At 39.5% G+C, this 12,461-nt stretch carries 10 protein-coding genes and 1 tRNA gene; 7 read left to right on the top strand and 4 right to left on the bottom strand.

What is annotated here, in order from left to right; translation table 11 throughout:
- Nucleotides 1-19: 19 nt before the first annotated feature.
- From CJ239_RS07850 to ftsY, 7 genes are all read left to right on the top strand, one after another.
- The gene (locus tag CJ239_RS07850) at nt 20-1,006 is read left to right on the top strand and encodes a GMP reductase (RefSeq protein ID WP_000931177.1); all 987 of its coding nucleotides are present in this window, start codon (nt 20-22) and stop codon (nt 1,004-1,006) included.
- A 66-nt stretch (nt 1,007-1,072) separates the two neighbouring features.
- Nucleotides 1,073-1,144: transfer RNA gene (locus CJ239_RS07845), tRNA-Arg, on the top strand.
- A gap of 277 nt (nt 1,145-1,421) precedes the next feature.
- Nucleotides 1,422-2,120, top strand: a complete 699-nt coding sequence (gene rnc / locus CJ239_RS07840) for a ribonuclease III (RefSeq protein ID WP_042900765.1) — start codon at nt 1,422-1,424, stop codon at nt 2,118-2,120.
- On the top strand, nt 2,111-5,650 hold the full coding sequence (gene smc, locus CJ239_RS07835; protein WP_102211151.1) for a chromosome segregation protein SMC: 3,540 nt from the start codon (nt 2,111-2,113) through the stop codon (nt 5,648-5,650). Before rnc ends, smc begins: the two co-directional genes overlap by 10 nt.
- Nucleotides 5,647-6,441 carry a Cof-type HAD-IIB family hydrolase gene (locus CJ239_RS07830; RefSeq protein WP_102211150.1) on the top strand — a complete coding sequence of 265 codons (795 nt, stop codon included), beginning with the start codon at nt 5,647-5,649 and terminating at the stop codon, nt 6,439-6,441. Before smc ends, CJ239_RS07830 begins: the two co-directional genes overlap by 4 nt.
- Nucleotides 6,441-7,259, top strand: coding sequence for a Cof-type HAD-IIB family hydrolase (locus CJ239_RS07825; RefSeq protein ID WP_102211149.1), 819 nt, complete (start codon nt 6,441-6,443; stop codon nt 7,257-7,259). The genes CJ239_RS07830 and CJ239_RS07825 overlap by 1 nt, the downstream gene beginning before the upstream one ends.
- Before the next feature lie 3 nt (nt 7,260-7,262).
- On the top strand, nt 7,263-8,552 hold the full coding sequence (ftsY, locus tag CJ239_RS07820; RefSeq protein WP_102211148.1) for a signal recognition particle-docking protein FtsY: 1,290 nt from the start codon (nt 7,263-7,265) through the stop codon (nt 8,550-8,552).
- A gap of 158 nt (nt 8,553-8,710) precedes the next feature.
- Here the strand turns inward: ftsY and CJ239_RS11780 are convergent, their stop codons facing one another.
- The 4 genes from CJ239_RS11780 to CJ239_RS07800 all read right to left on the bottom strand — a co-directional run bounded on the left by CJ239_RS11780 (nt 8,711) and on the right by CJ239_RS07800 (nt 12,460).
- Entirely contained in the window at nt 8,711-8,887 is a 177-nt protein-coding gene (locus CJ239_RS11780; protein ID WP_180958243.1) for a hypothetical protein, read from the bottom strand.
- Nucleotides 8,888-8,983: 96 nt separating this feature from the next.
- Nucleotides 8,984-10,159 (bottom strand): MFS transporter, encoded by a 1,176-nt coding sequence (locus tag CJ239_RS07810; RefSeq protein ID WP_102211147.1) that lies wholly within the window; start codon nt 10,157-10,159, stop codon nt 8,984-8,986.
- Nucleotides 10,143-11,258, bottom strand: a complete 1,116-nt coding sequence (locus CJ239_RS07805; RefSeq protein WP_102211146.1) for a biotin carboxylase — start codon at nt 11,256-11,258, stop codon at nt 10,143-10,145. Before CJ239_RS07805 ends, CJ239_RS07810 begins: the two co-directional genes overlap by 17 nt.
- On the bottom strand, nt 11,255-12,460 hold the full coding sequence (locus CJ239_RS07800) for an acetyl-CoA carboxylase biotin carboxylase subunit family protein (RefSeq protein ID WP_102211145.1): 1,206 nt from the start codon (nt 12,458-12,460) through the stop codon (nt 11,255-11,257). The genes CJ239_RS07805 and CJ239_RS07800 overlap by 4 nt, the downstream gene beginning before the upstream one ends.
- Nucleotide 12,461 lies beyond the last annotated feature (1 nt).

Raw genomic sequence — 12,461 nt, 5'->3', positions numbered from 1 at the left:
AAAGAAACGAGACATCGATATGTTAAATGAATTTCCAATTTTTGATTACGAAGATATTCAATTGATCCCAAATAAATGTGTCATTAAAAGCCGTGCAGAAGCAGATACAAGTGTCACTTTAGGAAATCACACCTTTAAACTACCTGTTGTACCAGCTAATATGCAGACGATTTTGGATGAAAATGTAGCAGAGCAACTAGCTAAAGGGGGTTACTTCTACATTATGCACCGTTTTGATGAGGCAGGACGTATTCCTTTTATTAAGCGTATGCATGAGCAAGGGCTTATTGCTTCTATCTCTGTCGGTGTTAAGGACTATGAGTATGATTTCGTTAGCCAGCTCAAGTCTGATGCTCCAGAATACATCACGATTGACATTGCCCATGGTCATGCGGATAGTGTGATTTCTATGATTCAACACATCAAGAAAGAATTGCCAGATACTTTTGTTATTGCTGGAAATGTAGGAACACCAGAAGCAGTTCGGGAGTTGGAAAATGCGGGTGCGGATGCGACTAAGGTCGGAATCGGTCCTGGTAAGGTTTGTATCACCAAGGTTAAGACTGGTTTTGGTACAGGTGGTTGGCAGTTGGCTGCTCTACGCTGGTGTGCCAAGGCTGCCCGTAAACCGATTATCGCTGATGGAGGAATTCGTACTCACGGTGATATTGCCAAGTCTATCCGTTTTGGTGCCAGCATGGTTATGATTGGTTCTCTCTTTGCAGGACACATCGAAAGTCCAGGGAAAACGATTGAAGTTGATGGTGAACAGTTCAAAGAATATTATGGTTCAGCCTCACAATATCAAAAAGGTGCTTACAAAAATGTGGAAGGCAAACGTATCTTGCTTCCTGCTAAAGGTCATCTGCAAGACACTTTAACTGAGATGGAACAAGACCTTCAAAGTGCTATTTCTTATGCAGGTGGACGTCAGGTTGCTGACCTTAAACACGTTGATTATGTGATCGTGAAAAACTCCATCTGGAATGGGGATGCTTCCCACTAAGACGGGCTATTCGTCTAGAAAAAAACTTGTTATTAGAGCAAATTTCTGTTATAATAAAACAAGTTTCCACCCTTAGTGTAATGGATATCACGTAAGATTCCGGTTCTTGAGATGGGGGTTCGATTCCCTCAGGGTGGATGTAAAAACCCTAAGAAAGCCTTTATTAGGGCTTTTTTCTTTACACTGCTTTAAATTTGTCCGTAATACTCAATGAAAATCAAAGAGTAAACTAGGAAGCTAGCCGTAGACAGTACTTGAGTACGTTAAGGCGAAGCTGATGTGGTTTGAAGAAGTATAAAACTGAAAAACCCTGTCTATAGAATGCCCAAATCCCCTCCAGCCCCGTTTTAAAGTGACTCAGGGGGCTTTTTTTGATATAATAAAAAGGACTGTTATCAGTTAGAAAGAGGTTGGTATGAAAGAATTACAAACTGTACTAAAGAACCATTTTGCAATCGAATTTGCAGACAAAAATTTACTGGAGACTGCCTTTACTCATACGAGTTATGCCAATGAGCACCGCCTCTTAAAAATTTCACACAATGAGCGCTTGGAATTTTTAGGAGACGCTGTTCTACAGTTATTGATTTCAGAATATCTGTATAAAAAATATCCTAAAAAGCCTGAGGGTGACTTGTCTAAACTCCGTGCTATGATTGTCCGTGAGGAGAGTTTGGCTGGTTTTGCGCGTGATTGCCAGTTTGATCAATTTATCAAGTTGGGTAAAGGGGAAGAAAAATCTGGCGGTCGCAATCGTGACACCATTCTTGGTGATGCCTTTGAAGCCTTTCTTGGTGCCCTCCTTTTGGACAAGGATGTGGCCAAGGTTAAGGCATTTATCTATCAAGTTATGATTCCTAAGGTTGAAGCAGGCGAGTTTGAGATGATTACAGACTACAAAACCCATCTTCAAGAGTTACTTCAGGTCAATGGGGATGTGGCTATTCGGTATCAAGTGATATCTGAAACAGGTCCTGCCCACGATAAGGTTTTTGAAGTAGAAGTTCTCGTTGAAGGTAAGAGCATTGGTCAAGGCCAAGGTCGTTCTAAGAAATTAGCAGAGCAGGAAGCTGCCAAAAATGCCGTTGAGAAAGGGCTGGATTCATGTATTTAAAGGAAATCGAAATTCAGGGATTCAAGTCTTTTGCTGATAAGACCAAGGTCGTCTTTGACCAAGGTGTGACGGCAGTCGTTGGACCCAATGGTTCTGGAAAGTCGAATATTACAGAAAGTCTGCGTTGGGCCTTGGGAGAGTCTAGTGTCAAGAGTCTCCGTGGGGGCAAGATGCCGGATGTTATTTTTGCTGGAACTGAAAGTCGCAAACCGCTCAATTATGCTTCTGTAGTTGTGACTCTGGATAATAATGACGGATTTATCAAGGATGCAGGCCAAGAAATTAGGGTGGAACGCCATATCTATCGTAGTGGAGATAGCGAATACAAGATTGACGGCAAGAAAGTGCGTCTGCGTGATATTCATGACCTCTTCTTGGATACTGGATTGGGACGAGATTCCTTCTCCATTATTTCCCAAGGGAAGGTTGAGGAGATTTTTAATTCCAAGCCTGAAGAACGCCGAGCTATTTTTGAAGAAGCTGCTGGAGTTTTAAAATACAAGACTCGCAGAAAAGAAACTGAGAGCAAACTACAACAAACTCAGGATAATCTAGACCGCTTAGAGGATATTATTTACGAGTTGGATAATCAAATCAAGCCTCTTGAGAAGCAAGCTGAAAATGCCCGTAAGTTTCTAGATTTGGAAGGTCAACGCAAGGCTATTTATTTAGACGTTTTAGTTGCTCAAATCAAGGAAAATAAGGCTGAACTAGAGTTGACAGAAGAAGAGTTAGCACAGGTTCAGGAACTCTTGACGAGCTACTACCAAAAGCGTGAAAAATTAGAAGAAGAAAATCAAACTCTTAAAAAGCAACGTCAAGATTTACAGGCTGAAATGGCCAAAGACCAAGGCAGTTTGATGGATTTGACCAGTCTGATTAGTGATTTAGAGAGAAAATTAGCCCTATCGAAATTAGAATCTGAGCAAGTAGCCCTCAATCAACAGGAAGCACAAGCCCGTTTGGCTGCTTTGGAGGATAAGAGAAATTCTCTCAGCAAAGAAAAAACTGATAAGGAAAACTCTTTAGCACTTTTAGAGGAAAATCTAATCCAAAATAATCAAAAACTCAATTGTTTAGAAGCTGAATTGCTGGCTTTTTCAGATAATCCTGATCAGATGATTGAGCTCTTACGTGAACGCTTTGTAGCCCTTTTACAAGAAGAAGCGGATGTCTCAAACCAGTTGACCCGTATCGAAAACGAGTTGGAAAATAGTCGTCAGCTTTCTCAAAAACAAGCAGATCAATTAGAAAAGCTAAAAGAACAGTTGGCTACAGCTAAAGAGAAGGCTGGTCATCAAAAAGAAGAACTTGAAACTGCCAAGGAGCAGGTTCAGAAATTACTGGCCGACTACCAAGTCTGTGCAAAGGAGCAAGAGGAGCAGAAAGCTTCCTATCAAACTCAACAAAGTCAACTCTTTGACCGTCTGGACAGTCTTAAAAACAAGCAGGCCAGAGCTCAAAGTTTGGAAAATATTCTGAGAAATCACAGCAACTTTTATGCAGGTGTTAAGAGTGTTCTCCAAGAAAAAGCCCGACTTGGTGGAATTATTGGCGCAGTTAGTGAGCATCTGACTTTTGATGTTCATTATCAAACTGCCTTAGAGATTGCCCTAGGAGCAAGCAGTCAGCACATCATCGTAGAAGATGAGAACGCGGCGACTAAGGCCATTGATTTCCTCAAACGAAACAGATATGGTCGTGCGACCTTCCTTCCGTTGACCACGATCAAAGCGCGTACGATTTCTAGTCAGAATCAAGATGCTATCGCTTCAAGTCCGGGATTTCTGGGCATGGCAGATGAGTTGGTGACATTCGATACTAGACTGGAAGCTATTTTCAAGAATTTACTAGCTACGACAGCTATCTTTGACACCGTAGAACACGCGCGTGCAGCAGCTCGTCAAGTTCGTTATCAGGTTCGTATGGTAACTTTGGACGGCACAGAGTTGCGCACAGGTGGTTCTTACGCAGGTGGAGCCAATCGCCAGAATAACAGCATTTTCATCAAACCAGAACTGGAACAATTGCAAAAAGAAATTGCTGAAGAAGAAGCAAGCTTGCGTTCAGAAGAGTCGACTTTGAAGACCTTGCAAGATGAGATGGCTAGATTGACAGAAAGATTAGAAGCCATCAAATCTCAGGGGGAGCAGGCACGTATTCAGGAGCAAGGCTTGTCCCTCGCTTATCAGCAGACCAGTCAGCAAGTTGAAGAGCTAGAAACTCTTTGGAAACTTCAAGAAGAGGAATTAAATCATCTTACTGAGGGAGATTGGCAAGCGGATAAGGGAAAATGCCAAGAGCGCCTCACTACAATTGCCAGTGAAAAGCAAAATCTGGAAACTGAGATTGAAGAAATTAAGTCTAACAAAAATGCCATCCAAGAACGCTATCAAAATTTGCAGGAAGAGGTAGCGCAAGCTCGCCTGCTTAAGACAGAACTGCAAGGGCAAAAACGATATGAAGTGGCTGACATTGACCGTCTAGGTAAGGAATTGGATAATCTGGATATTGAACAAGAGGAAATTCAGCGCCTTCTCCAAGAAAAGGTTGATAATCTTGAGAAGGTTGATACAGAATTGCTCAGTCAACAGGCGGAAGAAGCCAAAACTCAGAAATCAAACCTCCAACAAGGTTTGATTCGCAAGCAGTTTGAGTTGGATGATATTGAAGGGCAGCTGGATGATATTGCTAGTCATTTGGATCAGGCTAGCCAGCAGAATGAGGAGTGGATTCGCAAGCAAACACGTGCTGAAGCCAAGAAAGAAAAGGTCAGCGAGCGCTTGCGCCATCTACAAAGTCAATTAACAGACCAGTACCAGATTAGCTATACTGAAGCTCTAGAAAAAGCGCATGAATTGGAAAACCTCAATCTGGCAGAGCAAGAGGTACAGGATTTAGAGAAGGCTATTCGCTCACTGGGTCCTGTCAACTTGGAAGCTATTGAACAGTACGAAGAAGTCCACAACCGTCTGGATTTCCTAAATAGCCAGCGAGATGATATTTTGTCAGCGAAAAATCTGCTCCTTGAGACCATTACAGAGATGAATGATGAGGTCAAGGAACGCTTTAAATCAACTTTTGAAGCTATTCGTGAGTCCTTTAAAGTGACCTTCAAACAGATGTTTGGCGGAGGTCAGGCAGATTTGATTTTGACGGAAGGAGACTTGCTGACAGCTGGGGTTGAGATTTCTGTCCAACCACCAGGTAAGAAAATTCAGTCTCTAAACCTTATGAGTGGTGGGGAAAAAGCCTTGTCGGCTCTAGCTTTGCTTTTTTCTATCATTCGAGTTAAGACTATCCCATTTGTCATCTTGGATGAGGTGGAAGCTGCGCTGGATGAAGCCAATGTAAAACGTTTTGGGGATTACCTCAACCGCTTTGACAAGGACAGCCAGTTTATCGTTGTGACCCACCGTAAGGGAACTATGGCGGCGGCTGATTCCATCTATGGAGTGACCATGCAGGAATCGGGTGTCTCAAAAATTGTTTCGGTTAAGTTAAAAGATTTAGAAAGTATTGAAGGATGACAATTAAACTAGTAGCAACAGATATGGACGGAACCTTCCTAGATGGGAATGGACGCTTTGATATGGACCGCCTCAAGTCTCTCTTAGCTTCCTACAAGGAAAAAGGGATTTACTTTGCGGTGGCTTCGGGGCGCGGATTTCTATCCTTAGAAAAATTATTTGCTGATGTTCGTGATGACATTATTTTCATCGCTGAAAATGGCAGTTTGGTAGAGTATCAAGGTCAGGATTTGTATGAAGCGACCATGTCTCGTGATTTTTATCTGGCAACTTTTGAAAAGCTGAAAACTTCACCTTATGTAGATATCAATAAACTGCTCTTGACAGGTAAGAAGGGTTCATATGTTCTAGATACGGTTGATAAGACCTATTTAAAAGAGAGTCAGCATTATAATGAAAATATCCAAAAAGTAGCGAGTTTGGAAGATATCACAGATGACATTTTCAAATTTACGACCAACTTCACAGAAGAAACGCTGGATGCTGGAGAAGCTTGGGTAAACGAAAACGTTCCTGGTGTGAAGGCCATGACAACTGGCTTTGAATCCATTGATATTGTTCTGGACTATGTCGATAAGGGAGTGGCTATTGTTGAATTAGCTAAAAAACTTGGTATCACAATGGATCAGGTCATGGCTTTTGGAGACAATCTAAATGACTTGCATATGATGCAGGTTGTGGGACATCCTGTAGTTCCTGAAAATGCACGACCAGAAATTTTAGAGTTAGCAGAGACTGTGATTGGTCACCATAAGGACCAGTCGGTTATTGCTTATATGGAGGGCTTATAATGGCAGATATAAAATTGATTGCATTGGACTTGGACGGGACCTTGCTGACCACTGATAAAAGGCTGACGGATCGAACCAAAGTAACCTTGAAAGCTGCGCGTGAACGTGGTATCAAGGTCGTATTAACAACTGGTCGTCCCTTAAAAGCCATGGATTTCTTTCTCCATGAGCTAGGGACTGACGGTCAGGAAGATGAGTATACGATTACTTTTAATGGTGGATTAGTTCAGAAAAATACAGGTGAAATCCTTGATAAAACAGTCTTTTCATATGATGATGTGGCACGTTTGTATGAGGAAACAGAGAAATTATCACTGCCTCTTGATGCCATATCAGAAGGAACTGTTTATCAAATCCAGTCGGACCAAGAAAGTCTGTATGCCAAATTCAATCCAGCTTTGACCTTTGTTCCAGTTGACTTTGCAGACTTGTCTAGTCAAATGACCTACAACAAATGCGTGACTGCCTTTCCTCAAGAACCCTTGGATGCAGCCATTCAGAAGATTTCTCCAGAATTGTTTGACCAATATGAAATCTTTAAATCACGTGAAATGTTGCTAGAGTGGTCACCGAAGAATGTTCACAAAGCAACAGGTTTAGCAAAACTAATCAGCCATCTTGGAATCGACCAAAGCCAAGTCATGGCTTGTGGTGACGAGGCCAATGACCTCTCTATGATTGAATGGGCAGGGCTCGGTGTTGCCATGCAAAACGCTGTTCCTGAAGTCAAGGCAGTCGCAAATGTAGTGACTCCAATGACCAATGATGAAGAAGCTGTCGCCTGGGCTATCGAAGAATATGTGCTAAAGGAGAACTAAGATATGGGATTATTTGACCGTCTATTCGGAAAAAAAGAAGAACCTAAAATCGAAGAAGTTGTAAAAGAAGCTCTGGAAAATCTTGATTTGTCTGAAGACACTGAACCTGCCTTTACAGAAACTGAAGAAGTTTCTCAAGAAGAAGCAGAAGTTGAAAGTTCTGAAGAAGCTGTGCTCCAAGAAAAGAAAAATCAAGAGACAGTTGAAGAAAGTCTGGATTCAGAGCCAGCTGTAGAGGTTCATCAAGAAGAAATAGAAGAATTTCCACACTCAGAAGAAGTCTCAGAGGAAGGGAATACTGAGTTTCTAGAAACTGTAGAAGAAAATAGTTCTGAGGTGCTTGAACCAGAAATGACTCAAGTAGAAGAGACTGTTCAGGAAAAATATGACCGCAGTCTTAAGAAAACTCGTACAGGCTTCGGAGCACGCTTGAATGCCTTCTTTGCTAACTTCCGTTCTGTCGATGAAGACTTCTTCGAAGAATTGGAAGAATTGCTCATCATGAGTGACGTTGGTGTCCAAGTCGCTTCTAACTTAACGGAGGAGCTTCGTTACGAAGCCAAGCTTGAAAACGCCAAGAAACCAGATGCACTTCGCCGTGTCATTATTGAGAAATTGGTTGAGCTTTATGAAAAGGATGGCAACTACGATGAAAGTATCCACTTCCAAGATGGCTTGACAGTCATGCTCTTTGTCGGGGTCAATGGTGTTGGAAAAACCACTTCTATCGGGAAACTAGCCCACCGCTACAAACAAGCAGGTAAGAAGGTCATGTTGGTTGCGGCAGATACCTTCCGTGCTGGTGCCGTTGCCCAATTAGCAGAATGGGGACGCTGTGTGGATGTTCCAGTTGTGACTGGACCTGAAAAAGCTGACCCAGCCAGCGTAGTCTTTGATGGAATGGAACGTGCCGTATCTGAAGGTATCGATATTCTCATGATTGATACTGCTGGTCGTTTGCAAAACAAGGACAACCTTATGGCTGAGTTGGAGAAGATTGGACGCATCATCAAGCGTGTTGTTCCAGAGGCACCGCATGAAACCTTCTTAGCACTTGATGCATCAACAGGTCAAAATGCCCTAGTACAGGCCAAAGAATTTTCAAAAATTACCCCTTTGACAGGAATTGTCTTGACTAAGATTGATGGAACTGCTCGAGGTGGTGTTGTTTTAGCCATCCGTGAAGAACTCAATATTCCTGTAAAATTGATTGGTTTTGGTGAAAAAATCGATGATATTGGAGAGTTTAACTCAGAAAACTTTATGAAGGGGCTCTTAGAAGGCTTAATCTAATCAGAAACAAAAATCCTGCAAGGAACAAACTTGCAGGATATTTTTTTATTGTAAGAGCGATGAGTTATAAATATTTTGAAATGATACTCTTCGAAAATCAAATTCAAACCGCGTCAACGTCGCCTTGCCGTACTCAAGTACAGCCTGCGGCTAGTTTCCTAGTTTGCTCTTTGATTTTCATTGAGTATGAGTTTATTTTCCGTTAGAGTGGAGGCATCTTGTGATTCAATAGATTTCAATATTTCTTGTAATTTTTCAGATGATTGATGGTTGAAAATTTTTAAAGCATCTTCATTTGTTAGCTTTATATCACGCGTTAAACTGATTGTAGGCACTATCCTCTACTTAAATTTATTATAGCTTATTTCAAAAAGATTTTCAATTTTGAATTGAATAATCTTCCTAAATTTTGTGCTGTGTAGCTGGATGATTTAACTTTTTTTGGAACTCTTATTAAGTGCTAGTAAACTGATTATATAAATCAGCAGTTGAACAATACCTATATATTGAAATATTTGCCAATTTTTAAAATCAATCCATGATGCAAACATAGTTCCGAAAGGAGCAAAGATACCACTGATAGTGAATATGATGCTAAAAATGCGTCCTAAGAAATTGGAATCTATAGAAACTTGGAGATGTGACATTAAATTCACATTGAACATTGAAACAGTTGTAGAGAACAGAGCAAATAGAATCAATAAGATAATTTGCGAGGACTGAAAAAGATTAATAAGTATTAAGGAGACTGCACCTGGCAATAAGAAATGAAGAAAGTATCTCGGTTCAATCTTTTTCTTGTTTAGACTGATGATAAGAGCTCCTAAGATACTTCCGATAGATTGAGAAACGAGAATATAGGCAAAAATTTGATGAAATTGAGAAAACGTTGCTGTGAATGGAAGATAGAAGGAATAGATCGCATCTAAGAAGTTTAGAAAAGCGGAAGAAATTAAAATGGTTAGGAGTGTTTTGTCTTCATAGAGGTAGGTAAAACCTTCTTTTAATCCAGTAAAAAATTTTGATTGGATAGTATTATGGTGATGTAAAATGTGAAAACGATATTCACACAAAGCTGAAATAATAAAAGAGAACGAATTAATCAGCATACCATATCTAAATCCAAATTGATGGATAACAAAGACGGAAGCTAGCGGTGCTCCAACTCCAACAATCTCAGCCACTATTTTAGAAATAGAGTTATAGGTAAAGATTCCATCGCTGGAAAGAAGGTCTTTTATAATAGCCTTATAAGCTGGACCGTTAAAACTAAATAAAATAGCCAGTAATATATTGACAACAACCAATATCCAGATATTTTGCGGATTATAAAATAAAAATAGTAAGAAAGTTGCAATTGCAGCAATCACATCTGTTAGAATGAGCATACGTTTTCTATCGCTAAAATCAGCAACATATCCTGCAAATAGATTAAATAGTAAGCGAACAATGGATTCGCTAGACTGATAAAGCATCATAAAGAATGAGGATTGAACGGTAAGATTTGCGATTAATAGTTTATTGGCATAATCAAAAATAATATTACCCAAGTTTGTTGTTTGTCCCCTGATAATCAGTAGTAGGATATTTTTATTCTCTTTGTTCATACTTATATTCCTCAAGTAGCTCGTTTATGAGTGTAAATTCCTTCTCATTCTTTACACTAGTAGTGATGAGATAGCGTAAATCATCTAGTGAATGAGCAGGACAGTTTATCTTTTCAGGATATTCTCTAAAAAATTCGATAGGGATAGGGAGCTTTGGAGGAGCTTGATGATGGCCATTCTGAAAAATAGCTAAAGTCAGTGCAATTTTACTGGGCGATGTTGGAATCTCTGCTGGTATAGAAACACTATTTATAAGGTTCCAGTAAGTATCTAGGATATCAATTTGAAAGGCACATTTGATAAGCAAAGGAATATTTCCTCCACCAAACCGCTTTCCAATTTCACAAAAGCTTACCTCATCTGTAGTGGAGTTATAAAAGAACTCTGCATGGAAAGGATGTATTTTCTCAGTTCCTAAACTGTCCAATACTTTTTGGGTCTCAGTTTTTAATCGTTGAATGAAGAGGGGATTATTATAGTGAGAGTTTGTACGGACGATATTGATGAAGGTTGTTTTAATATCTAGGATATTTCCTATATATTCATGTGTAAAAAAGTATTGGATTTTTCCATTAATAGCTATACCATCACAAGTAAACATGGTATCAAATTGTTCCTGACTTTCTAAAAGAAAATTCTCAGCTGTATAATACTCTGGTATTTGAGAGATAATATGAATATCTTTGCCAGAAGCTTCACATCTAGGTTTAATCAGAAAGGTATTAGGAAGACTATCATTTGGGTTCAATAGTTGAGGCTGACTGATTTGTTCACTCAGCTGAGTGCGCATGATTTTCTTGTCTTTATAAGTATAAGCGATTTTCCAAGCCTCTTTATCGGAGGTAAAAAGCGATTTTAAGATACCGACAATATGCATGAGTCCTTCATCTAGTGTGAAAATATCCTCTATGTTCTGTATATCTTTGAAAAAAAAGAGTAGATTAATTTGGCTAAAATCATCTATACAAAAAATTTGGTTCTTTAAAAATCCAACTGAAAGATAATTTTTTTCTTGTCTGCTAGGACAGATAATACCTAAATTTTCTTTTGCTTTAATACCAATACTTGCAGGAGAAAAGCGATAAATAAAATATTTCATTTCTTATACCTCGTGTTTTCTAACACCCAAGTCTCAGCTCCTAAGAGATTGTTTTTTGTTTCTCGGAATGTTGAACCATGACAAGAAAAACCGACAACAGCATCTGCACTGTGAAAAGCAGAATGCAACTGTTTACCAATTTGCGTGTAAGTAATATAGTCAAAGATAGAATACTGTTCTTTTATCGTTTCCGTTAGTTCTGGGAGTTGTTGGATGACTCCTTCCTTTTTGGCAGTTAGGAGCCAGCCAGTAACTGGAAATACGGTTGGAAGTATGGTTAAGGTGTCATTACAGATGGCTGTCAAGAGAAGCTCAAGTGGATTGTAGGTCAGTTTATATTGTAGATTTTGACGAATCCGTGCACCACCAATGCGTGAAGCAATTTCCAAAAAAATGATTTCGTGTCCATCGTAAAACACCTCTAAGTGAAAAAGAAATGTTCCGTCTGGGTAGAGTTTTTTAGACAGTTCAGAGGCGTAATCAACAAGTTTTTTGAAATGTTTTGAAGTGTGATCCAAGGAAACTCCCGCAGCTGAAATTCCTTCTTTAATTAGCAAGGGATTGAAGATATATTGGGACGGTTCACAATAAATGATATTTCCATGCGATACAAATCCATCTATGTGATAAACATCTGAATAAATATATTCTTGAACCAATACAGTCTTATCTCCCCAAAAGTTATCGGAATCAAAAGGACTTAAGTCGTTATCACTTTTTAAGTGGAAAGTGTCAACAGAACCAGCTCCATCCAAAGGTTTTAGAATAATATCTCCATGTTGTTTGAAAAAGTTTTTCAATTCCGCATAAGATGATATTTTCCAAGAATGGGGGATTTTAAAACCTAGTTCACTGACTTTCTGTGTCATTTTGTCTTTATCACGGAAAGTTTTAGCTTGACTGACTGATTGACCCTTAATATGAAATTGTTCTCGTAATTCTGCAGCCAATACCATATCAAACTCATCTAAAGCAACAATCGCATCGAAATGAGATTGTTGTAGGATTCCTTGTGAGGTTTCTTTTCTCTTTTCAGGATAATGTTGGGTAGTAACTAGAGTGACATTGGTTGGTTTATTCGTTTCAAATGATTCTACTTTGCTATCATCAATCAGGAGTGTATAGTGATGATTTTTGGAAAGACAAGAGTAAATATCGGTGTAAGTTTCACGATAGGGGTGTAAGATAAGTAATTTTGCCATG

Origin of the sequence: Streptococcus sp. UMB0029 (genome assembly GCF_002871495.1) — a bacterium.
Classification (GTDB): Bacteria; Bacillota; Bacilli; order Lactobacillales; family Streptococcaceae; genus Streptococcus.
This window is presented reverse-complemented; position numbering and strand designations above follow the sequence as displayed.